Source organism: Agrococcus sp. DT81.2, from assembly GCF_049844935.1.
Lineage (GTDB): Bacteria > Actinomycetota > Actinomycetes > Actinomycetales > Microbacteriaceae > Agrococcus.
This window is the reverse complement of the sequence record NZ_JBNCLZ010000001.1, coordinates 562427-583877: the sequence shown is the minus strand read 5'-3', so window position 1 is coordinate 583877 and position 21451 is coordinate 562427. Positions and strand designations below refer to the sequence as shown.

The window sequence follows — 21451 nt, the reverse complement described above, 5'->3', positions numbered from 1 at the left end:
ATGCTCGGGTGAACCGGACCCTGACCGACGCGGCCGCGAGCGCGCCCACGAGCGGCCGCAGCGACGGCCGCATGGGACGCCTCCCGTGGCAGGTGCTGTGGATCGGCCTCGCCGTCATCTGGGGCTCCTCGTTCCTCTTGATGAAGCTGGGCCTCGAGGCGCTGCACCCCATGCAGATCGCCACGCTGCGCATCGGCATCGCCGCCGTCACGCTCCTGCTGCTCTCGGCCGCGATGCGCACCCGGCTGCCGCGCGACGCGGGCACGTGGGGACTGCTGGCGATCTGCTCGTTCTTCCTCACGGCACTGCCGTTCACGGCGTTCGTGGTCGCTGAGACGCGCATCTCCTCCGGCCTCACCGGTCTCGCGAACGCCTTCACGCCGGTCGCCACGGTGCTGTTCGCGCTGCTGCTGCTGCCGAGCGACCGGCTCACGCCGCGCAAGCTGGTGTCGGTGCTGCTGGGATTCGTCGGTGTGGTGCTGATCGCGCAGCCGTGGACCTCGGGCACGGGCCCCGACCTGCTCGGCATCGCGATCGCGGTGCTCGGCGCCGCCTCGTACGGCGTCGGGTGGACGCTCAACCGCAGGCTGCTCGGCCGGCGCGAGGTGCCGGGGCTCGCGCACCCGACGGCGCTCATGGTCACCGGGCTGCCCATGGCGCTCGTCGCGCTCTTGGCGTGGGCCGCGCTCGAGGGCTGGTCGCCGGTCGCTGCGCACGGCCCCGCCGACGCGCTGCCGCTCGCCTTCGCGGCGGTCGCGGTGCTCGGCTTCGTCGGCACGGGCGTCGCCTACGTGCTCCAGTTCGAGGTCGTGCGGGCCGTCGGTCCGACGGTCGCCGCCACGGTCACGTACCTCATCCCGGTCGTGGCGGTGACGCTCGGCGTCGTCGTGCTGGGGGAGGCGGTCGGCCCGTGGCAGCTCGCGGGCGCGGCGATCGTCATCGGCGCCGGGGGGCTCGTGCAGGCCAAGCCACGCAGGCGCAGGGCCGCCTCCGGCTGATCGGCCCGGCGCGGACTGCTTGAATCACCACGTGCAGCTCTACTCCAGCCGTCCGGGGCAGGCCATCTGGCAGGTCGTCGGCGACCTCGTCGCCATCGCCACGATCGCCGCCGCCATCGTGGTCTCGCAAATGGTGGGCGCAGCCATCGCCTCGCTCGGCGGCTTCGGGCAGCAGATCCAGTCGGCCGGCAGCGGCTTCTCGACCACGCTGGCCGACGCGGGGGAGGCGCTCGCGCGGGTGCCGCTGGTCGGCGAGGGCGTGGCGCAGCCGTTCCGCGACGCCTCCGGCTCAGCCACCGACCTGGCGGCCGCCGGCACCGCGCTCACGAGCGCCGTCGACGCGCTCGCGGCCACGGTCGCGACGGCGCTATGGCTGCTGCCGGTGCTGCTCGTCGTGCTCGTCTGGCTCGTGCCGAGGCTGCGGTTCGCCGCCAGGGCGCGCGCGATCGGCTCGCTCGCCCGGTCGCGCGAGGGCCGCGACCTGCTCGCGATGCGGGCGCTCGTCGCGCAGCCCGCGACGGCGCTGCTGCGTGCCGTGCCCGATCCGGTCGGCGCGCTCCGCGACGGTGACGACCGAGCGCTGCGCGCCCTCGCCGCCCTCGAGCTGCACAGTGCCGGCGTACGGGACCGTCAGCCCTGAGTCCGCCCGGCCGTCGCGGTCCGGGCCGCAGGGTGACAGGCTCGCCACGTGGAGCTCGAGGCAGTGCTGGCGCAGCGGCTCGCGACCCAAGGCTTGACGGGCCGCGCGATCACGGCCGCCGCTGACGACGTCGCCGCCGTGGTGCGGCACCTGCTCGCGGTGCAGGCGCAGGACGCGCCGCTGGCCCGCTGGTCGCTCGCGATGCGCACCGGCCGGCCTGGGGACGAGCACATCCGCGCGACGCTCGACTCCGGCGCAGTGGTGCGCACCCATGTGCTCCGACCGACCTGGCACTATGTCGCGGCCGACGACATCCGGTGGCTGCTGGCCCTCACCTCGCCGAAGGTGCTCAGCGGGATGGCGGCGCGGCGTCGCGCCCTCGGGCTCGATGATCCCGCGGTTGCACGCCGGGAGATCGACCGGATCCTGGCCCTGCTCACCCACGGCCCAGCCACCCGGCGGGCGCTGCAGCGGCGCCTCGACAGCGACGACCTCCGCGGCGAGCGGCTCGGCCATGTCCTGGGGATCGCGGAGCTCGAGGGCCTGATCTGCTCCGGGCCCCTCCTGCAGGGCCAGCACACGTACGTCCCGCTCGACGACGTCGTGCCACCGTCGCGCGCGCTGGACCGCGACGAGGGGGTCCGAGCGCTCGTCGCTCGATTCTTCCGCGGTCACGGTCCCGCCTCGGTCGCGCACCTCGTGCGGTGGACGACCGTGACGCGGCGGGAGGTCGTCGCCGCGCTCGACGACCTCGGCGACGGGCTCGCGGCCGTCGAGATCGACGGCGAACCGCACTGGTCGGCCGCCGACGCGTCGGATGCGCCCGGTCGGCGCGACGGCGCGTTCCTCCTCCCGGTCTTCGACGAGGCGTACCTGCCGTACCCCGGCTCCAACTTCCGGCGCTCCTCGGGACACCCGTGGGGTGAGCGCTCGCACGCCTTCGCGGAGGCAGGCGGAGGGGTGGTCATCAGCGACCTGCAGGACGTCGGCTGGTGGAAGCGCACCGAGGCGGGCCGAAGCACCCGGGTCTCCCTCGGACTCGATCCGGCGCTGCAGCCGAGGCGCCGTCGCGCGATCGAGGCGGAGGCCGGCTCGCTGGCGGCGCACACCGGCCGGTCGCTCGAGGTCGTCGTCCACTGACCGCCTCGCGGCGACGCCGTGACCGTCGCCACCGCGCGTAGGATGGGTCCCCACCCGTCTCGCGATCAGGAAGCAGCATGTCCGGACATTCCAAGTGGGCCACGACCAAGCACAAGAAGGCCGTCATCGACGCCCGCCGCGCGAAGTCGTTCGCGAAGCTCATCAAGAACATCGAGGTCGCCGCGAAGATCGGCGGCGCCGACCTCTCCGGCAACCCGACGCTCGTCGACGCCGTCCAGAAGGCGAAGAAGACGAGCGTCCCGAACGACAACATCGACCGCGCCATCAAGCGCGGCGCCGGGCTCACCGGCGAGTCGATCGACTACACGACGATCATGTACGAGGGCTACGCGCAGAACGGCGTCGCGCTCATGGTCGAGTGCCTCACCGACAACAAGAACCGCGCCGCCGCGGAGGTCCGCACGGCGATGACGCGCAACGGTGGGACGATGGCCGACCCCGGCTCGGTCGCCTACAACTTCACGCGCAAGGGCGTCGTGTCGGTGACGAAGACCGACGAGGTCACCGAGGACGACATCCTGCTCGCCGTGCTCGACGCGGGCGCGGAGGAGGTCACCGACCAGGGCGGCGGCTTCGAGATCGTCTCCGAGCCGGGCGACCTCGTCGCCGTCCGCACCTCGCTGCAGGAGGCGGGCATCGACTACGACGCGGCCGACATCGAGTTCGTGCCGAACCTCAAGGTCGAGGTCGACGCCGAGACCGCCCGCAAGGTCATGCGGCTCATCGACGCCCTCGAGGACAGCGAGGACGTGCAGAACGTCTACGCCAACTACGACATGAGTCCAGAGGTGCAGGCGCAGCTCGACGAGGACGAGTAGCCGGTGGCGGCGTCGGTGCGAGTGCTCGGCGTCGACCCAGGCCTCACGCGCTGCGGCATCGGCGTCGTCGACGTCGAGCGGCGCACGCCCACGCTCGTGCACGTCGAGGTGGTGCGCTCCGACGCCGGGGCGCCGATCGAGCAGCGGCTCATGCGCATCGGGCGCGGCGTCGAGGCGGCGATCGACGCGCACAAGCCCGACGCGATCGCCCTCGAGCGCGTCTTCGCGCAGGCGAACCTGAGCAGCGTGATGGGCGTCGCGCAGATCTCCGGGATCGTGCTGCGCGCCGCTGCCGAGCGCGCGATCCCGATCGCGATGCTCACGCCGACCGAGGTGAAGGCCGCCGTCACCGGCTACGGCGCCGCCGACAAGCGGCAGGTCGCCGAGATGGTGCGGCGGCTGCTGCGCCTCGACGTCGCGCCGAAGCCTGCCGACGCGGCGGATGCGCTGGCGATCGCGATCGCGGAGGGCTGGCGCACGCGCGTGCCGAGAGCGGGCGTCACCACGCCCGCGCAGCGGGCGTGGGCGGCAGCGGAGTCCGCCGCGCGCGGGCGGTAGCCGACGCGGGTGGTCGGAGCTAGCGGCGCAGTCCTCGGCGGCCGATCTCGACGGCACCGAGGATCGAGGCCATGAACATGAAGAGGCCGGCGACGAAGATGACCGCCTCGAGCCCGGGGAACGCGATGGCGTAGCTCATGACGACGAACGAGCCCACGAGCAGCGCGAAGAGGAGCAGGAACTGGACGACGTGCATGGAGACTCCTGGTCGGTGGGCTGCAGGTCACGCCAGGCTATCAGCGGGCACGGCACGGCGCGGCAGGCCGGCGGGCGCGCGCCCCGGCCCTAGGCTCGGATCGTGATCTCGAGGCTCGACGGAACGGTGCTGTCGGCACGCGGACAGCGGCTGGTCGTGGGCGTCGGCGGCGTCGGTCTCGTCGTCGCGGTCACCCCGCAGACTTCGCTGACGGCCGCGGCCGGGCGCGCGATCGCCCTCCACACGCACCTCGTCGTGCGCGAGGACGAGCTCGCGCTCTACGGGTTCGAGACCGAGTCGGAGCTCGAGGCCTTCGAGCTGCTCATCGGCGTCACGGGCGTCGGTCCCAAGTCGGCGCTCGGCGTGCTCGCGCACCTGACGCCCGACGAGCTCGCCCGCGCGATCGACGGCGGCGACGAGCGCGCGTTCAAGGCGGTGAGCGGGATCGGCCCGAAGACGGCGAAGCTGCTCATCCTGCAGCTGAGCGGCAAGCTCGTCGCCCCCGCCGTCACGCGCACCGCGGCAGCGCCCGACGCGCGCGCCGACGTGCTGAAAGCGCTCACGGGCCTCGGGTGGCCCGAGCGCACCGCGGCGGACGCCATCGAGCGCGCCGCGGTCGCGGCCCCGGACGCCGCCGCCTCGAGCGGAGCGCTGCTGCGCGCGGCGCTCGCCATCCTCGGTCCGGCGGCGCGCCCGTGAGCGACCCGCTGATCGACCCCGCCGTCACGCCGGACGAGATCGCCTTCGAAGGCGCACTCCGGCCGACGAGCCTCGCCGAGTTCATCGGCCAGCCGAAGGTGCGCGGCCAGCTCGAGGTGCTGCTGCAGGCGGCGCGCATGCAGGATCGCGCGCCCGACCACATCCTGCTCGCCGGCCCGCCAGGGCTCGGCAAGACGACGCTCGCGATGATCATCGGGCACGAGACGGGCAGACCCATCCGCTTCTCGTCCGGTCCGGCGATCCAGCACGCGGGCGACCTCGCGGCCGTGCTGTCGGCGCTCGTGCCGGGGGAGGTGCTGTTCGTCGACGAGATCCACCGCATGGCGCGCTCGGCCGAGGAGATGCTGTACCTCGCGATGGAGGACTTCCGGATCGACATCATGGTCGGCAAGGGAGCCGGCGCCGCCTCCATCCCGCTGGAGCTCGCGCCGTTCACGCTCGTCGGCGCCACCACCCGCTCGGGCATGCTGCCGGCGCCGCTGCGGGATCGCTTCGGCTTCACCGCCCACCTCGAGTTCTACGAGACCGCCGACCTCGAGCACGTGCTAGCCCGGTCGTCGCGGCTCATGGACCTCGACCTCGACACCACCGCGCTCGCTGAGCTGGCCGGCCGGTCGCGCGGCACGCCTCGCATCGCGAACCGGCTGCTGCGACGCGTGCGCGACTGGCTGCTCGTGCACGCCGGCTCGAGCGACCTCGACGGCGTCCGCGCCGCGCTCGAGCTGTACGACGTCGACGAGGCGGGACTCGACCGCATCGACCGCGCCGTCCTGCACGCGATCGCGCACCGCTTCGCGGGGGGTCCCGTCGGGCTGTCGACGCTCGCGGCAGCCGTCGGCGAGGAGGCCGACACCATCGAGTCGGTCGTCGAGCCGTTCCTCGTGCGCGAGGGCCTCATCGGCCGCACGCCGCGCGGCAGGATCGCCACGGCGAGCGGGATGCGCCACGCCCGCGCGCTCGGATGGGAGGACACGCTCGACGGGGTATGATCAGTCCTTGGTCCTGCGCGCAGCCGCGCAGGACGAACGACCCCCGAGAGGCCTCTTCCGAATGCTGTTCCTGCAGACGACGACCACCGCCCAGCAAGGGTTGCCGATCGACCCGCTGACGATCATCATGCTCGTCGTCCTCGCGGCGATGATTTTCTTCATGTTCCGCAGCAACAAGAAGCGCAAGGCGCAGGCCGAGGAGCTGCAGACGAAGATGGTGCCCGGCGCGGAGGTCATGACGAACTTCGGCATCTTCGGCGAGCTCATCGCCATCGACGAGGAGCGCAACGAGGCGCACATCGAGATCGCGCCCGGCACGGTCATCCGTGTGCACCGCCAGGTGCTCGCTCGCGTCGTCGACGACCACGCCGAAGTCGCGGGCGACGTCACCGACGACCGCACGGACGACGCCGGCGACGCCGGCGAGCCGCGCGACCGCGCCTGATCCGTGGCGAAGGCTCGCGCGCGGGGCGGTCGCGCCCTCATCTGGCTGGTCGTCCTGATCGCCGGTCTCATCGGCGTCAACTTCTCCGCCGTCCAATGGGGCGGCGGCTCGTGGACGCCCAGCCTCGCCCTCGACCTCGAGGGCGGCACGCAGATCGTGCTCGAGCCGCAGCTCGCCGAGGGCGCCTCCGTCACGCAGGAGCAGCTCGACCAGGCCGTCGCGATCATCCGCCAGCGCGTCGACGCCTCGGGCGTCTCCGAGGCTGAGATCACCACCCAGGGCGGCCAGAACATCGTCGTCGCCCTCCCGGGCGAGCCCGACGCCGCCACGATGCAGCGCATCCAGGCGAGCGCCAAGATGGAGTTCCGCCCCGTGCTGCAGTCGGCTCCGGCGAACGCGCCGGGCGCCACGCCCCCCGCCGCGCCGGCGCCCGAGAGCACCGAGCCGGCCGCGACGCCCGAGACCGCGTGGGACCAGGCGTGGATCACGCCCGAGCTGCAGGCCGAGTTCGACGCGTTCCAGTGCGCCGACGTCGACACCACGGTGCCGGCGCCCGCCGACCAGCCGTACATCACGTGCTCGACCGACGGCACCGCTCGCTTCATCCTCGGCCCCGTCGTGGTCGAGGGCGCCGACATCGCCGACGCGCAGGTCTCCGCAGCGACGAACAGCCAGGGCCAGGCGACCGGCGGCTGGGGCGTGAACCTCGAGCTCGACGGTGACGGCCCGGCGGCCTTCGACGCGGTCACGCGCGCGATCACCGGCCTCCCCGAGCCGCAGAACCAGTTCGCGGTCGTGCTCGACGCCACCGTGCTCATGCCGATCACGTCGAACGCCGTCATCACCGACGGCAACGCGCAGATCACCGGCGGCTTCACGCAGGAGGGCGCGCAGAGCCTCGCCGACCAGCTCCGCTTCGGCGCGCTGCCGATCGGCTTCCAGGTGCAGTCGAACGAGACCATCTCGCCGACGCTCGGCGCGAGCCAGCTGCAGGCCGGTCTGCTCGCGGGCCTCATCGGCCTCATCCTCGTCGTGCTCTACTCGGTGCTCCAGTACCGGGCGCTCGGCCTCGTGGTCGTGCTCTCGCTCGGCATCGCGGCGATCCTGACGTACCTCGTCGTCAACTTCCTGTCGAGCACCGAGGGCTACCGCCTCTCGCTCGCCGGCATCGCCGGCCTCGTGATCGCGATCGGCATCACCGCCGACTCGTTCATCGTCTACTTCGAGCGCATCCGCGACGAGCTGCGCGAGGGCAAGCACCTCTCGAGCGCGCTCGAGACTGGCTGGAAGCGCGCGTTCCGCACGATCCTCGTGTCGGATGCCGTCAGCTTCCTCGCCGCCGTGATCCTCTACCTGCTGTCGGTCGGCAACGTGCGCGGCTTCGCGTACACGCTCGGCATCACGACGTTCATCGACATCGTCGTGGTCGCGCTCTTCACGCATCCGCTGCTGCGCGTGCTCTCCCGCACCCGGTTCTTCTCGTCGGGCCACCGGCTCAGCGGGCTAGACCCGCAGGCGCTCGGCGCGGTCTACCGCGGCCGCGCGAAGTTCCGCGAGCCGGTCGCGGCCGGCAGGGCGGCGCGCTCGTCGAAGGAGGCGCAGAAGCGCCAGACGATCGCCGAGCGCAAGGCGTCCGTCGGCGCGGGCGTCGGCGCAGGCGCGGGTGCGAGCGTCGCTCCCCGCCCCGGCACCGGCAAGGAGAACTGATGGCATCGCTCACCACGATCGGCAACGAGCTCTACACGGGCGAGCGGTCCCTCCCGGTCGTCCCCAAGCGCAAGTTCTGGCTCGCGATCGCTGCGGGCATCCTCATCCTGCTCGCGCTCGGCACCGTGCTGCGCGGCGGCTTCGTGTTCGGCATCGAGTTCACCGGCGGCAGCGAGTTCCGGGTCTCCGGTCTCCAGCAGTCCTCGGTCGAGGGCGCCGCGGAGGCCGTCGAGTCGGTCGTGCCCGACTCGGAGGCTCGCGTCGCGACGCTCGGCGCCGACACCGTGCGCGTGCAGACCGACGCAGTCACCGAGGAGCAGGCGGCAGAGATCCGCGCCGCGCTCGCCGAGACCTACGGGGTCGAGACCGGCGAGGTCGCGCTCTCGTTCGTCGGCCCCTCGTGGGGCCAGGACGTGACCCGGCAGTCGCTGCAGGCGCTCGTGACGTTCCTCGTGCTCGTCTCGATCGTGCTCGCCGTCTACTTCCGCACCTGGAAGATGTCGGTGGCCGCGCTCGCGTCGCTCGCGTTCGACCTGCTCGTCACGGCCGGCGTCTACGGCATCATCGGCTTCGAGGTGACGCCTGCCGCGGTGATCGGCTTCCTGACGATCCTCGGCTACTCGCTGTACGACACCGTCGTGGTGTTCGACAAGGTGCGCGAGAACACGGCGCCGGGCACGAGCGGCGGTCTGCTCGACAACATCAACCTGGCCGTGAACCAGACGATCGTGCGGTCGATCAACACCTCGATCGTCGCGACGCTGCCGATCGCGTCCATCCTGTTCATCGGCGCGCTGCTGCTCGGCGCCGGCACGCTCCGCGACATCTCGCTCGCGCTCTTCATCGGCACGATCGTCGGCACCTGGTCGTCGATCTTCGTCGCGGCACCCGTGTACGCCTGGCTGCGCCAGGGTGACACGATCGCAGCCGAGGCGATCAAGCCGCAGCGCGAGCGCGGGGCGGTCGTCTGAGCCGCGAGCCGGCCTGACACGAGAGGAGGAAGGGCATGAGCGAGACGCAGCCGTCCGGCGGCTTCCGCACGCTGCTGCCCTTCCTCTTCTCGCGCTCGCACCGCGCGGGGGCGGTCGACGAGCTCATCCGCACCGTCAAGTCGCAGCACCCGAAGGCCGACACCGGGCTCATCCAGCGGGCGTACATCGTCGCGGAGGAGGCCCACAAGGGCCAGTACCGCAAGTCCGGTGAGCCGTACATCACGCATCCGGTCGCCGTGGCGCAGATCCTCGCCGACCTCGGCATCGGTGCCATCACCGTCGCCGCCGCGCTGCTGCACGACACCGTCGAGGACACGACCTACACGCTCGAGCAGTGCAGGGCCGACTTCGGCGACGAGATCGCGATGCTCGTCGACGGCGTGACGAAGCTCGACAAGCTGAAGTACGGGCAGACGGCGCAGGCCGAGACGGTGCGCAAGATGGTCGTCGCGATGTCGAAGGACATCCGCGTGCTCGTCATCAAGCTCGCCGACCGGCTGCACAACGCCCGCACGTGGGGCTTCGTCTCGGACGAGTCGGCGCAGCGCAAGGCGCGCGAGACGATCGAGATCTACGCACCGCTCGCGCACCGGCTCGGCATCCAGACGATCAAGGTCGAGCTCGAGGACCTCTCGTTCGCGGTGCTGCAGCCGAAGGTCTACCTCGAGATCAAGAACCTCGTCGAGGCCCGCGCGCCCGAGCGCGAGCGCTACCTCGACGACGTCGTCGCCGGCCTGACCGAGGACATGCGGGCCGCGAAGATCCGCGGCCGCATCGCCGGCCGACCTAAGCAGTACTACTCGATCTACAACAAGATGCAGGTGCGCGGCCACGACTTCGCCGACATCTACGACCTCGTCGGCGTGCGCGTCATCGTGCCGACCGTGCGCGACTGCTACGCCGTGCTCGGCGCGATCCATGCGCGCTGGCAGCCGATGCCCGGCCGGCTCAAGGACTACATCGCGACGCCGAAGTTCAACCTCTACCAGTCGCTGCACACGACCGTCATCGGCCCCCGCGGCCACCACGTCGAGATCCAGATCCGCACGGAGGAGATGCACCGGCGCGCCGAGTACGGCGTCGCGGCGCACTGGAAGTACAAGCAGGGCGGCGGCGCGATGTCGTCGACCGACATGGCGTGGCTCGCGCACATCAACGACTGGCAGGAGGAGACGACCGACCCGGGCGAGTTCCTCGACTCCCTGCGGTTCGAGATCGGCGCGAAGGAGCTGTACGTCTTCACGCCCAAGGGCAAGGTCATCGGCCTGCCCGCCGGCGCGACCCCCGTCGACTTCGCCTACGCCGTGCACACCGAGGTCGGCCATCGCACCATGGGCGCGAAGGTCAACGGCCGGCTCGTGCCGCTCGACACGAGGCTGACGACCGGTGACATCGTCGAGGTGTTGACGTCGAAGAACCCCGACGCCGGGCCGAGCCAGGACTGGCAGGGCTTCGTCACCTCGCCGCGCGCCCGCAGCAAGATCCGGCAGTGGTTCCAGCGCGAGCGCCGCGACGAGGCGGTCGAGGTCGGCAAGGAGGCGATCGCCAAGGCGATGCGCAGGCACGACCTGCCGCTCCAGAAGCTGATGGGGCGGGATGCGTTCGCGCAGGTCGCGGCGCAGCTGAAGTACGACGACGTCACGGGGCTGTACGCGGCCGTGGGGGAGGGCCACGTCTCGACCCAGTCGGTGCTCGAGAAGGTCGTCGCGGCCATCCGCGCCGACGAGGGCGGCGACGACGACGAGCCGGAGCCCGTGCTGCCCACCCGCACCGCAACGCGGGTGTCGACGAGCTCGTCGGGCGTGCTCGTGCGCGGTGCCGACGACATCCTCGTGAAGCTCTCGAAGTGCTGCACCCCGGTGCCCGGCGACGACATCGTCGGCTTCGTGACCCGCGGCCAGGGCGTGAGCGTGCACCAGCGCTCGTGCCCGAATGTGCAGGGCCTGCTCGCCGAGCCCGAGCGCATGATCGAGGTCGAGTGGGCGCCCACGTCGAAGGGGCTGTTCCTCGTGAACATCCAGGTCGAGGCGCTCGATCGCTCCGGCCTGCTGAGCGACATCACGCGCGTGCTCACCGAGCACCACGTGAACATCCTCTCGGCGAGCGTGCACACCGGCACCGACCGGCTCGCGCTCAGCCGCTTCGCGTTCGAGATGGGCGACGTCACGCACCTCGATCACGTGCTGAACGCCGTCCGCCGCATCGACGGCGTCTACGACGTCTACAGGATCACGACGGGCTGAGCTCGCCAGCGGGTGTCGTCAGATGCAGCCGGCGGTGCGGATCGGAACTGCGGTGCAGAGGCTGTGCGACGGCCCGTGAGCGTGGCTATGCGGAGGCTCTCAGCGGCTCGAGGGCGGCGAGGACGAGATCGAGGCCGAAGACGAACTGCTCCGCCGGGTCGAAGCCGGCAGCGACCAGCGCCGCGGCGGACTCATTGAGGTAGGGGAACTCGTCGGCCGGGAGCAGAGGCAGGAAGACGTCCTCGGTCATGTCGGCGAGCTCATCGGCGGTGTCGAACGGCAGGCTGGCCTCTTGCAGGGCGAAGCCGTAGACGTAGCTGTCGAGCAGCCAATTGGCGTGCGTCGCCATCAAGGGCGAGAAGCCGGCTCTCCGTAGGCAAGCGGTGACCGCTTCGTGGTGGCGGAGGTTCGCGGGCCCGGGCGCTGTCCGTGACTCCATCAGGCTGATCGCCCACGGGTGGGACGCCAGAACCCGGCGAGCGGATGCTGACCGCTGACGCATCGCCGACTGCCAGTCGGCCTCCTGGGGCGGGAGCTCGATCTCGTCGAACACGAGGTCGATCATGGCGTCCAGCAGCTCCTCCTTGTTCGCCACGTAGTGGTAGAGCGACATCGCGCCCGCGCCGAGCGCGCCAGCCAGCCGGCGCATGCTCAGCCCCTCGACCCCCTCGCGGTCGGCGAGCCGGACCGCCTCGACCACCACGCGCGGCTTGCTGAGCCCCGCGTCTGACGCGACCTGGCGCTGCTCCCTCGCGGACACGGATCTCCTCACTTCGGACGGGCCTTGACAATCGTACAGCGTACGCCCATAGTGCTTCGTACAGTGTACGCGTACAGTGTACGAAGGAGCGAGCGTCGCAGCTCGGAGCAGGAGGCGTCTGTGGGAATCGAACAGCGATCGAGTGGCGGAGCGCGCGCGGTGCCAGGGGCGAGTCCGCCCGCTGCCGCGACGATGCGGGTCGTCGGCGCAACGGCCATCGTGCTCGCAGCGTCGATGGCGATCCAGAACGCGATGTTCGTCGCAACCGGACCTCCCGCCTTCGGGGACCCGATCGAGGAGGTGCTCGCCTGGCACGCGCAGCACCGGCTCACGGTCGCGATCGCGGTCGGCCAGGAAGCGCTGCACCTGCCGCTGCTGCTCGGGTTCCTGACGGGCCTCCACGGGGTCGTCGGGCGTCGCGGCGGTGCAGGCGCGGACTGGTCGCGCCTTGCCGTGGCTGCGGGCGCGACGGTCTCGGCGGTCCTCGCGCTCTACAGCGTGCTGTGGATCGGAGTCGTGCTGTCCGCCGACGAGCTCGCCGAGCCCAGCCCGGCGTTCGAGGTCGTCTGGCAGCTGCATGCCGCAGCGTACGCGCTGGCGCTGCCGGCGCTCGGCACCACCTTCATCGGCGCTGCGCTGGCGACGCACTCGAGCCGGCTGACGCCTCGGTGGCAGCGTCTGCTCGGCGTGACCGGGGGAGGTCTGCTGCTCGCCGCCGGAGCGGCCAACCTCGCGATCGCGGACGGCTCGGCACTCCTGTTCGTGGGGCTGCCCGGCTTCGCCGCCTGGCTCGTGTGGCTGCTTGCGACCGGTGTACGGCTGGTGCGCGCTCGAACGGCCGACCATCCCGACAACGCATCGACCCACGACCGGAAGAAGAAGCGATGACCATCCGAACGAGCAGCTCGAACCCGCTCGACACCCCGCCGATCCCCGTGCAGGCCAAGCTCGCGGCAGCCTGGACCAGCGTCATGCTCCTCTACGTCTACGTGGACGTCCTCGGCCTCTACAAGCCCGGCGTCGTCGATGACATCCTGGTCGGCGTCGTCTGGGAGTTCGACATCACGCCGACCTGGGCGATCACGGCCCTGATCCTCCTGACGATCCCGATCTCCATGGTCGTGCTGTCGATGACACTGCCCGCCAGGGCCAACCGCATCACGAACCTCATCGTGGCCTCGATGCAGATCCCATTCGCGGCATTCAACGCGGTGGGCCAGGTGGGCCAGCCCTGGATGTACTTCTACGTCCTTGGCGTCGCACTGGAAGTGATCGTCCTCGGCTTCATCCTGCGCTCCGCCTGGACCTGGCCCCGGACCCTCGCCGTCCCAGCCGGAGGCGCGACGCCCGCCGCCGAGCTCACCGGCGGATGAGCACGAGAGAGGGCCGGCGCGCTGCGCCGGCCCTCTCTCGTGCTGCTCGCTCAGCCCGCGGCGGCGACGACCTCGAGCCAGGAGCGCTTGGTGGCCAGCTCGGCCTCGAGCTCGGCCTTCTGCTTCGGGTCGGTCGCCGCGGCGACCTCCGCCTCGAGCTTCTCGATGGCGTCCTCGAGCTGTCCGGCGAGACCCTCGGAGCGCGCCTTCCGCTCGGGGTTCGACGACTTCCAGTGCTGCTCGTCGAGCTCGCGCACGTGCGTCTCGATCGCCCGCATCCGGTCCTCGACCTCGCGCAGCGCCTCGCGCGGCACGCGACCGATCTCGTCCCAGCGCTGCTGGATCGGCAGCAGCGCCTCGCGCGCGGCAGCGCGGTCCTTGAGCTGCAGGATCGGGGCAGCCTCCTCGAGGAGCGCGCGCTTCGCGGTCAGGTTGGCCGAGTACTCCTCGTTGTCGACGGCGGACTGCTCCGCCTTGGCCGCGAACAGGACGTCGCCGGCCTCCTTGAACTGCGCCCACAGCGCGTCGTCGATCTTGCGCCCCGCTCGGCCGGCGTTCTTCCACTCGTCGAGCAGCGAGCGGTACGCGGGGATCCCGTCGACGCCCTTGGGCGCAAGGGCCTTCGCCTGGTCGACGAGCGCCTGCTTGCGCGCGCGCACGTCCTTGTGGGATGCGTCGAGGTCGGCGAAGAAGCGGCGGCGAGCGCCCTCGAGCGTGGCGCGCGCGTCGCGGAAGCGCTTCCAGAGCGAGTCGGCCTGACCCTTCGAGATGCGCGGGCCGTCCTTCTGGAGCCGCTGCCAGTCGGCGAAGAGCGCGTCGACGCGCTGCATGGTCTGCTTCCACTGCACGTTCTCGAGGTCCCCGGCGGCGAGCTGCTCGATGGCCTCGACGACGCGGGTGCGCTCGGCGATCGCCTCGTCGAGCTCGGCCTTGCTCGCGGCCTGCTGCTTCGCCTCGAGCTCGCCGAGCTCGCCGCGCAGCGCGTCGAGCCGGGTGAGGAGCGACGGGATGTCGCCGACGGCGCTCGCCTCCGAGACGGTCGAGTGGAGGTGCGAGGCGGCCTTCGCGACGTCGCGCGCGCTCGCGCCGCCGCGGATGCGCTGCTCGAGCAGCCGCACCTGGCCCTCGAGGTCAGCGAACTTGCGCTCGAAGTAGGCGAGCGCCTCGGTGGCCTCGACGTCGGGGAACTGTCCGACCACGCGCCAGCGCTCACCCTCCTTGACGGCGACGGTGCCGGTCGCGTCGACGCGGCCGAGACCGCGCTCGACGACGGGCTCGCCCATCTCGGGCTCTGCGGCGGCTGCGGGCTCCGCGTCGGGCGCAGACTCCTCGGAGGCCGGCTCGGCGGCGGGCTGCTCGGCCGGCTCGGCGGCCGGCTGCTCGGCCGGCTCGGCGGCGGGCTGCTCGGCCGGCTCGACGAGGGCCTCGTCGGCGCTCAGCTCGGCGACGGCGTGCTCGGCGGGGATGCCGGCCGCGGCGTCGGCCGCCGCGGTCATCTCGGCGGCGGAGAGCGGAGCGTCATCAGCGGGGACGTCACCTTCGGCGGGCTGCGCCGCGTCGGGCGCGGCGGGAGCCGCCTCGGCGGCGGGCTGCTCGGCGGCAGCCTCGTCGGGGGCGGTGGTCTCCTCCGCGGGGGCGGAGTCGGTGGGCTGGATGGGCTCGGGCATGACTGAGTCTCTCGTACGAGGGAACGGGCAGGTCGAGCCTAGCGCGGTGGAGCTGGCGCAGAGGCCCTTTCGGGCCGCTGCGCGACCCCAGGGCAGGGGCCCGTCCCGGGTCCCGGCTCCGATGGGCGGAGGGTGCTCGCTACTGCAGCACGAAGTCGTCGATCGCGACCGGCTCCGCGGGCGGGCCGTCGGGGACGCCGCCCTCGGTGCCGAGCGAGATGACGTCGGTGCGCAGCTGGTCGAGGCCCGACGTGACGCGGCCGATCACGCTGTAGCCGCCCGCGCTGTCGGAGGGGATGGTGGTGTCGCCGTAGACGATGAAGAACTGGTGGCCGTTGGAGTCGGCGTTGCCGCCCTGGCGGGCCATCGCGATGGTGCCCTCCGGGTAGACGTCATCGGCCGGCGCGTTCTCGACGGGTCCGTACATGTACGAGGGGTCGCCGCTGCCCTGACCGTCGGCCGAGCCGCACTGCAGCACGCTGAAGCCCTCGCTCGTCGTGAGGCGGTGGCACGACTTGCCGTCGTAGTAGTCGCGCTGCGTGTCGGCGAGCACTGCCGAGACGGCCTGCGGGGCCGCGGCGCCGTCGAGCTCGACGCCGAGCTCGATGCCGTTGAGCGTGAGCGCGCCCGTCCAGGTGCGCCCCTCGGCGAGCGAGGGGTCGGGCACGAGCGAGTCGGCGGCGGTGGTCTCGGTCGGCGCAGCGCTCTCGCTGGCCGCCGGCGCGGGCGGCTGCACGGTCGAGAGCAGCGCCGTGCCGCCGACGAGCACCACGAGGGCGAGTCCTGCGCCGATGAGCGAGTCGCGCCGCTGCCGCCGCTTGCGACGCTGGTGCAGCGCCTGCCGCGCGCGATAGTCGCGCACGCGGCGCTCCTGCTCCTGCTTCGTGACCACGGGCTCTCCTCCGGACGGCTGCCGCGCGCCCGCGCGGCCGCGGATCAGGCTACCCCGTCGTCGGCGCACGGCCGGGCCGCGGCGCGTGGGCGGCGCCGCCTAGCATGGAGGCATGGCCAGGGGGACGACAGCGCCGCTCGCGGTGCGCATGCGCCCCACGAGCCTCGACGAGGTCGTCGGCCAGCGCCACCTGCTCGGGCCGGGCTCGCCGCTGCGCAGGCTCGCCGCGCCGTCCGACGGCGCGAGCGGGCAGAGCGTCATCCTGTGGGGCCCGCCGGGCACCGGCAAGACGACGCTCGCGCAGTCGATCGCGCACTCCTCCGACCGGCGCTTCGTCGAGCTGAGCGCCGTGACGGCCGGCGTCAAGGACGTGCGGCAGGTGATGGAGGAGGCGCTGAACGAGCGCGACCTCTTCTCGCGCTCCACCGTGCTGTTCCTCGACGAGATCCACCGGTTCACGAAGGCGCAGCAGGACGCGCTGCTCCCGGGCGTCGAGCAGGGCTGGGTCACCCTCATCGCCGCCACGACCGAGAACCCGTCGTTCAGCGTCGTGAGCCCCCTGCTGTCGCGCTCGCTGCTGCTCACGCTCGAACCGCTCGGCGACGACGACATCGTCGAGCTCATCGAGCGCGCCATCGCCGACCCGCGCGGCTTCGACGGTGCCATCGAGCTCGAGCCCGAGGCCCGCGCCCAGCTCGTCCGCCTCTCCTCCGGCGACGCCAGGCGCGCCCTCACCGCGCTCGAGGCGGCAGGGGCGCATGCGCTCGAGGCGGCGGGCGACGCCGTGCCCGCCACGGTCACGGCCGACGCGGTCGCGAGCGCCGTCGACCGCGCGCTGCTGCGGTACGACCGCCAGGGCGACGAGCACTACGACGTCATCTCCGCGTTCATCAAGTCGGTGCGCGGCTCCGACCCCGACGCGGCCCTCCACTACCTCGCGCGCATGATCGAGGCGGGGGAGGACCCGCGCTTCATCGCCCGGCGCGTCATCGTGCTCGCGAGCGAGGACATCGGCATGGCCGACCCGCAGGGCCTCGTGATCGCGACGGCCGCCGCCACCGCGGTGCAGATGATCGGCATGCCCGAGGGCCGGATCCCGCTCGCCGAGGCGGTGGTCTACCTCGCCACCGCACCCAAGTCGAACCGCTCCTACCTCGGCATCGACCGTGCCATCGCCGACGTGCGCGCCGGCGACTTCGGACGCGTCCCGAACCACCTGCGCGACGCGCACTACGCCGGCGCGAAGCGCCTCGGTCATGGCAAGGGCTACCGCTACGCCCACGACGCGCCCCACGGGGTCGCCACCCAGCAGCACCTGCCCGACCCGCTCGTGGGCCGCCGCTACTACGAGCCGGGGCAGCACGGCTTCGAGCGCGACATCGCCGCTCGGCTCGAGCGCATCCGCCGGATCCTGGCCGGCGACGCCTGATCTGGTAGCCTTGTCGCTGGTCCACAGGCCGGCATCGCCGCGCCGCCGGGCCCGCCCCCCTCCTTAGGTCCTGGCACTGTGCCGGGACAGCCGCTCGCGCGGCAGCGAATCAGCGAAGGAAGTCATGTCCACGAAGTCCCGTACCCGGTCGAAGACGCGCCTCTCGCGCGCCCTCGGCATCGCCCTGACCCCGAAGGCGGCGCGCTACCTCGAGAAGCGCCCCTACGGCCCCGGCCAGCACGGCCGCACCAAGCGCAAGGCCGACAGCGACTACGCCGTCCGCCTCCGCGAGAAGCAGCGCCTGCGCGCCCAGTACGGGATCCGCGAGCAGCAGCTCCGCATCGCGTTCAACGAGGCCCGCCGCCAGGCCGGCCTGACCGGTGAGAACCTGGTCGAGCTGCTCGAGATGCGCCTCGACGCACTCGTGCTCCGCTCGGGCTTCGCCCGCACGATGTCGCAGGCCCGCCAGATGGTCGTGCACCGCCACATCATGGTCGACGGCCAGCGCGTCGACCGCCCGTCGTTCCGCGTGAAGCCGGGTCAGACCATCCACGTGCACGAGCGCTCGGCCGGCATGGAGCCGTTCCAGGTCGCCGCCGCCGGCGGTCACGCCGGTGTGCTGCCCCCGGTCCCGCCGTACCTCGACGTGCAGCTCGACCGCCTGCAGGCGCGCCTCGTGCGCCGCCCGAAGCGCGCAGAGGTGCCCGTCGTGGCCGAGGTCCAGCTCGTCGTCGAGTACTACGCCGCGCGCTGATCCGCGCAGCGAACGCAGAGGGGTCGCCGGAAGGCGGCCCCTCTCGTCGTTAGACTGTCGAAGCCCCGGCGCCGACCGGCCCCGGGGGAGAGCGTGACACGAGGGGGACCCGCTGTGAAGAAGCTCCTGTTCCTGGCCATCGGCGTCGTCATCGGCGTCTTCGCCGCCCGCCGCATCGAGGACACCGAGAAGGGCAAGGCGTTCCTCGACAACGTCGACGCGCGCGGCCGTGAGTTCACGGACGCAGTCAAGGACGGCTACCAGGCTCGCGACCGCGAGCTGCGAGGCGAGTGACGACAGTCGATCCGAGCCCGGGCGCGATGCGCCCGGGCTCGTCATGCCACCGGCCGTGACCCGGCCCTCACGCCCACATCCGTCAGGCCCACAGCGGGCTGGAGAGACCTGACCCACATGCAGACCGCAGACATCCACAGCCGCTTCCTGAGCTACTTCGAGCGCCGCGACCACCAGATCGTGCCGTCCGCCTCGCTCGTGAGCGACGACCCGGCGATCATGTTCACGATCGCCGGCATGGTGCCGTTCATCCCGTACCTCTCCGGCAGGGTGCCTGCCCCGTGGCCGCGCGCTGCCGACGTGCAGAAGTGCATCCGCACGAACGACATCGAGGAGGTCGGGCGCACCCCGCGCCACGGCACGTTCTTCCAGATGGCCGGCAACTGGTCGTTCGGCGACTACTTCAAGCGCGAGGCGATCGGCTACGCGTGGGAGCTGCTGACGGGCTCCGAGTCCGACGGGCACTACGGCTTCGATCCGCAGCGGCTCTGGGTGACGGTCTACGAGACCGACGACGAGGCCGAGCGCCTCTGGCTCGAGGTCACCGACATCCCCGCGTCGCGCATCCAGCGCCTCGGGCTCGAGGACAACTACTGGATGACCGGGCAGCCTGGCCCCGCCGGCCCCGACTCCGAGATCTTCTACGACCTCGGCCCGGAGTACGGGCCCGAGGGCGGGCCGGCCACCGGCAGCGACCGCTACGTCGAGATCTGGAACCTCGTCTTCATGCAGGACGAGATCGCCGACGTGCGCTCGAAGACCGAGTTCACGATCGTGCGCGAGCTGCCGAGCAAGAACATCGACACCGGCATGGGGCTCGAGCGCATCGCCTTCCTCAAGCAGGGCGTGCCGAACATGTACGAGATCGACCAGGTGCGCCCCGTGCTCGACCTCGCGAGCGAGCTCTCCGGCCGGCGCTACGGCGCCGTGCACGAGGACGACGTGCGCATGCGCGTCATCGCCGACCACATCCGCTCGTCGCTCATGCTCATGGGCGACGGCGTCACCCCCGGCAACGACGGCCGCGGCTACATCCTGCGTCGACTCATGCGCCGCGCGATCCGCTCGATGCGGCTGCTCGGCGTGCAGGACCCGACCTTCCCGACGCTCTTCGGCGCGAGCCGCGACGCGATGGCCACCGCCTACCCCGAGCTCGAGCAGGCGTACCCGCGCATCGAGCGGATGGCCGTGGCCGAGGAGGAGACGTTCCGGTCGACGCTCGAGTCGGGCTCGACCGTGCTCGACCTCGCGATCGCCGACGTGCGCCGCGACTCGGGCAACGTCGTGCCCGGCAGGACGGCGTTCCTGCTGCACGACACGTACGGCTTCCCGATCGACCTCACGATGGAGATCGCGGAGGAGGCGGGCCTGCAGGTCGACCGCCCCACGTTCGAGACGCTCATGAGCGAGCAGCGCACGCGCGCGAAGGCCGACGCGAAGTCGCGGCGCAAGCAGCTCGCCGACCTGTCGGTCTACAGCGACCTGCGGGCGAAGGGCGAGACCGCGTTCCTCGGCTACGACGAGCTCGAGGCCGACGGCGAGGTCATCGGCATCATCGCCGACGGCGCGCAGGTCGCCGCGGCGAGCACTGGGCAGGAGGTGGAGGTCGTGCTGACCGCCACCGCGCTCTACGCCGAGTCGGGCGGTCAGGAGAGCGACCAGGGCCGGCTCATCGGCGCGGGGTTCGAGGCCGACGTGCTCGACGTGCAGCGGCCCATCGCGGGTCTCGTGAGCCACACCGTGCGCGTCACCTCGGGCGAGATGGCTGTCGGCGACGTCGCGCACGCCGTCGTCGACCCGCTCTACCGCCGCGCCGCGAACCAGGCGCACTCGGCGACGCACGTCGTGCACGCGGCACTGCGCCAGCTGCTCGGCCCGGACGCCCACCAGTCCGGCTCCTACAACAAGGCCGGCTACATGCGCCTCGACTTCTCGTGGTCGAGCGCGCTCTCGAGCGACATGCGGCAAGAGCTCGAGGGGATCGCGAACACGGCGATCCGCGACGACCTGCCGGTCGAGACGCGGGTCATGCCGCTCGACGAGGCGAAGTCGCTCGGCGCGATGGCGCTGTTCGGCGAGAAGTACGGCGACTCGGTGCGGATGGTCGACATCGGCGGCCCGTGGTCGCGCGAGCTGTGCGGCGGCACGCACGTCGCCGCCTCGAGCCAGATCGGCCTCATCTCGATCACGAGCGAGGCGAGCGTCGGCTCGACGAGCCGCCGCGTCGAGGCGGCGGTCGGGCCGGATGCGTTCCGGCAGCTGGTCGCGGAGCGCTCGCTCGTGAGCGAGCTCACCTCGATGCTCAAGACGCCCAAGGAGCAGCTGCCCGGTCGCATCCAGGAGCTCGTCGCGTCGCTCAAGACGGCTGAGAAGCGCATCGCGGAGTTCGAGTCGCAGCAGCTCGCCGGGCGTGTGCAGCCGATCGCCGACAGCGCCGAGCGCCTCGGCGACGTCCGCTTCGCAGCGGTCGACCTCGGCTCGGTCTCGTCCGCGGACGACTTGCGATCGCTCGCGGCGCAGGTGCGCGAGCGCCTCGGCGGCGACGCCGCGGTCGTCGCGATCGGCGGCGCCGTCGACGGCAAGCCCGCGATCGTGGTCGCCACGAACCAGGCGGCTCGCGACACCGGCGTCGCGGCCGGTCCGCTCGCGAAGGCGGCGGCCGGCGCGCTCGGCGGCGGCGGCGGCGGCAAGCCCGACATGGCGCAGGGCGGTGGCCAGGACGCGAGCGCGATGCCGGCTGCCATCGCGGCCGTGCGGACCGGGGTCGAGCGGGCCGGGGCCGGTCGAGCAGGGAGCGACCGCTGAGCGGCTCGGG

At 72.1% G+C, this 21451-nt stretch carries 21 protein-coding genes; 17 read left to right on the top strand and 4 right to left on the bottom strand.

Annotated elements, in window-relative coordinates:
* The first annotated feature begins 8 nt into the window (after positions 1-8).
* From ACLQ21_RS02805 to ruvC, 5 genes are all read left to right on the top strand, one after another.
* Complete coding sequence (locus ACLQ21_RS02805; protein WP_425661233.1) at positions 9-998, top strand: DMT family transporter; 990 nt, start codon at positions 9-11, stop codon at positions 996-998.
* 31 nt (positions 999-1029) lie between these two features.
* Entirely contained in the window at positions 1030-1638 is a 609-nt protein-coding gene (locus tag ACLQ21_RS02800) for a hypothetical protein (RefSeq protein ID WP_425661231.1), read from the top strand.
* A gap of 48 nt (positions 1639-1686) precedes the next feature.
* Positions 1687-2778 (top strand): winged helix DNA-binding domain-containing protein, encoded by a 1092-nt coding sequence (locus tag ACLQ21_RS02795; protein WP_425661229.1) that lies wholly within the window; start codon positions 1687-1689, stop codon positions 2776-2778.
* 77 nt (positions 2779-2855) lie between these two features.
* Positions 2856-3617 carry a YebC/PmpR family DNA-binding transcriptional regulator gene (locus tag ACLQ21_RS02790; RefSeq protein WP_425661227.1) on the top strand — a complete coding sequence of 254 codons (762 nt, stop codon included), beginning with the start codon at positions 2856-2858 and terminating at the stop codon, positions 3615-3617.
* A 3-nt stretch (positions 3618-3620) separates the two neighbouring features.
* Positions 3621-4175 (top strand): crossover junction endodeoxyribonuclease RuvC, encoded by a 555-nt coding sequence (gene ruvC, locus ACLQ21_RS02785; protein WP_425661225.1) that lies wholly within the window; start codon positions 3621-3623, stop codon positions 4173-4175.
* A 19-nt stretch (positions 4176-4194) separates the two neighbouring features.
* Here the strand turns inward: ruvC and ACLQ21_RS02780 are convergent, their stop codons facing one another.
* Complete coding sequence (locus tag ACLQ21_RS02780) at positions 4195-4371, bottom strand: hypothetical protein (RefSeq protein WP_425661223.1); 177 nt, start codon at positions 4369-4371, stop codon at positions 4195-4197.
* A gap of 102 nt (positions 4372-4473) precedes the next feature.
* Between ACLQ21_RS02780 and ruvA the strand changes: the two genes are divergently transcribed.
* The 6 genes from ruvA to ACLQ21_RS02750 all read left to right on the top strand — a co-directional run bounded on the left by ruvA (position 4474) and on the right by ACLQ21_RS02750 (position 11467).
* A complete protein-coding gene (ruvA, locus tag ACLQ21_RS02775) occupies positions 4474-5070 on the top strand; it encodes a Holliday junction branch migration protein RuvA (RefSeq protein WP_425661221.1) in 597 nt (198 codons plus the stop codon).
* The gene (ruvB, locus tag ACLQ21_RS02770) at positions 5067-6080 is read left to right on the top strand and encodes a Holliday junction branch migration DNA helicase RuvB (RefSeq protein ID WP_425661219.1); all 1014 of its coding nucleotides are present in this window, start codon (positions 5067-5069) and stop codon (positions 6078-6080) included. Before ruvA ends, ruvB begins: the two co-directional genes overlap by 4 nt.
* Before the next feature lie 61 nt (positions 6081-6141).
* A complete protein-coding gene (gene yajC / locus ACLQ21_RS02765) occupies positions 6142-6525 on the top strand; it encodes a preprotein translocase subunit YajC (protein WP_425661217.1) in 384 nt (127 codons plus the stop codon).
* A gap of 3 nt (positions 6526-6528) precedes the next feature.
* The gene (gene secD / locus ACLQ21_RS02760; protein ID WP_425661215.1) at positions 6529-8232 is read left to right on the top strand and encodes a protein translocase subunit SecD; all 1704 of its coding nucleotides are present in this window, start codon (positions 6529-6531) and stop codon (positions 8230-8232) included.
* Positions 8232-9203, top strand: a complete 972-nt coding sequence (secF, locus tag ACLQ21_RS02755) for a protein translocase subunit SecF (RefSeq protein WP_425661213.1) — start codon at positions 8232-8234, stop codon at positions 9201-9203. The genes secD and secF overlap by 1 nt, the downstream gene beginning before the upstream one ends.
* Positions 9204-9238: 35 nt before the next feature.
* On the top strand, positions 9239-11467 hold the full coding sequence (locus ACLQ21_RS02750; protein WP_425661211.1) for a RelA/SpoT family protein: 2229 nt from the start codon (positions 9239-9241) through the stop codon (positions 11465-11467).
* An 85-nt stretch (positions 11468-11552) separates the two neighbouring features.
* Here the strand turns inward: ACLQ21_RS02750 and ACLQ21_RS02745 are convergent, their stop codons facing one another.
* Positions 11553-12227 carry a TetR/AcrR family transcriptional regulator gene (locus tag ACLQ21_RS02745; RefSeq protein WP_425661209.1) on the bottom strand — a complete coding sequence of 225 codons (675 nt, stop codon included), beginning with the start codon at positions 12225-12227 and terminating at the stop codon, positions 11553-11555.
* 159 nt (positions 12228-12386) lie between these two features.
* Here ACLQ21_RS02745 and ACLQ21_RS02740 point away from each other — a divergent pair, with 159 nt between their 5' ends.
* Positions 12387-13115: a hypothetical protein gene (locus ACLQ21_RS02740; RefSeq protein WP_425661207.1), complete on the top strand. Its 729-nt coding sequence runs from the start codon at positions 12387-12389 to the stop codon at positions 13113-13115.
* Complete coding sequence (locus ACLQ21_RS02735) at positions 13112-13600, top strand: DUF6326 family protein (RefSeq protein WP_425661205.1); 489 nt, start codon at positions 13112-13114, stop codon at positions 13598-13600. The genes ACLQ21_RS02740 and ACLQ21_RS02735 overlap by 4 nt, the downstream gene beginning before the upstream one ends.
* 50 nt (positions 13601-13650) lie before the next feature.
* Here the strand turns inward: ACLQ21_RS02735 and ACLQ21_RS02730 are convergent, their stop codons facing one another.
* On the bottom strand, positions 13651-15267 hold the full coding sequence (locus ACLQ21_RS02730) for a DUF349 domain-containing protein (protein WP_425661203.1): 1617 nt from the start codon (positions 15265-15267) through the stop codon (positions 13651-13653).
* Between the two features lie 139 nt (positions 15268-15406).
* Positions 15407-16159 carry a peptidylprolyl isomerase gene (locus ACLQ21_RS02725; protein ID WP_425661202.1) on the bottom strand — a complete coding sequence of 251 codons (753 nt, stop codon included), beginning with the start codon at positions 16157-16159 and terminating at the stop codon, positions 15407-15409.
* A gap of 112 nt (positions 16160-16271) precedes the next feature.
* On the opposite strand from ACLQ21_RS02725, the gene ACLQ21_RS02720 reads away from it, so the two are divergent.
* From ACLQ21_RS02720 to alaS, 4 genes are all read left to right on the top strand, one after another.
* On the top strand, positions 16272-17588 hold the full coding sequence (locus ACLQ21_RS02720; protein WP_425661200.1) for a replication-associated recombination protein A: 1317 nt from the start codon (positions 16272-16274) through the stop codon (positions 17586-17588).
* 124 nt (positions 17589-17712) lie between these two features.
* Complete coding sequence (gene rpsD, locus ACLQ21_RS02715) at positions 17713-18342, top strand: 30S ribosomal protein S4 (protein ID WP_425661198.1); 630 nt, start codon at positions 17713-17715, stop codon at positions 18340-18342.
* 114 nt (positions 18343-18456) lie between these two features.
* The gene (locus tag ACLQ21_RS02710; protein WP_425661196.1) at positions 18457-18636 is read left to right on the top strand and encodes a hypothetical protein; all 180 of its coding nucleotides are present in this window, start codon (positions 18457-18459) and stop codon (positions 18634-18636) included.
* A gap of 117 nt (positions 18637-18753) precedes the next feature.
* A complete protein-coding gene (gene alaS / locus ACLQ21_RS02705) occupies positions 18754-21441 on the top strand; it encodes an alanine--tRNA ligase (protein WP_425661194.1) in 2688 nt (895 codons plus the stop codon).
* Positions 21442-21451 lie beyond the last annotated feature (10 nt).

Coding starts and splice junctions, on each gene's coding strand:
- secF (WP_425661213.1), top strand. CDS start 8,232: ATGGCATCGCTCACCACGATCGGCAACGAGCTCTACACGGGCGAGCGG.
- ACLQ21_RS02790 (WP_425661227.1), top strand. CDS start 2,856: ATGTCCGGACATTCCAAGTGGGCCACGACCAAGCACAAGAAGGCCGTC.
- alaS (WP_425661194.1), top strand. CDS start 18,754: ATGCAGACCGCAGACATCCACAGCCGCTTCCTGAGCTACTTCGAGCGC.
- ACLQ21_RS02720 (WP_425661200.1), top strand. CDS start 16,272: ATGGCCAGGGGGACGACAGCGCCGCTCGCGGTGCGCATGCGCCCCACG.
- rpsD (WP_425661198.1), top strand. CDS start 17,713: ATGTCCACGAAGTCCCGTACCCGGTCGAAGACGCGCCTCTCGCGCGCC.
- yajC (WP_425661217.1), top strand. CDS start 6,142: ATGCTGTTCCTGCAGACGACGACCACCGCCCAGCAAGGGTTGCCGATC.
- ACLQ21_RS02780 (WP_425661223.1), bottom strand. CDS start 4,371: ATGCACGTCGTCCAGTTCCTGCTCCTCTTCGCGCTGCTCGTGGGCTCG.
- ACLQ21_RS02730 (WP_425661203.1), bottom strand. CDS start 15,267: ATGCCCGAGCCCATCCAGCCCACCGACTCCGCCCCCGCGGAGGAGACC.
- ACLQ21_RS02750 (WP_425661211.1), top strand. CDS start 9,239: ATGAGCGAGACGCAGCCGTCCGGCGGCTTCCGCACGCTGCTGCCCTTC.
- ACLQ21_RS02735 (WP_425661205.1), top strand. CDS start 13,112: ATGACCATCCGAACGAGCAGCTCGAACCCGCTCGACACCCCGCCGATC.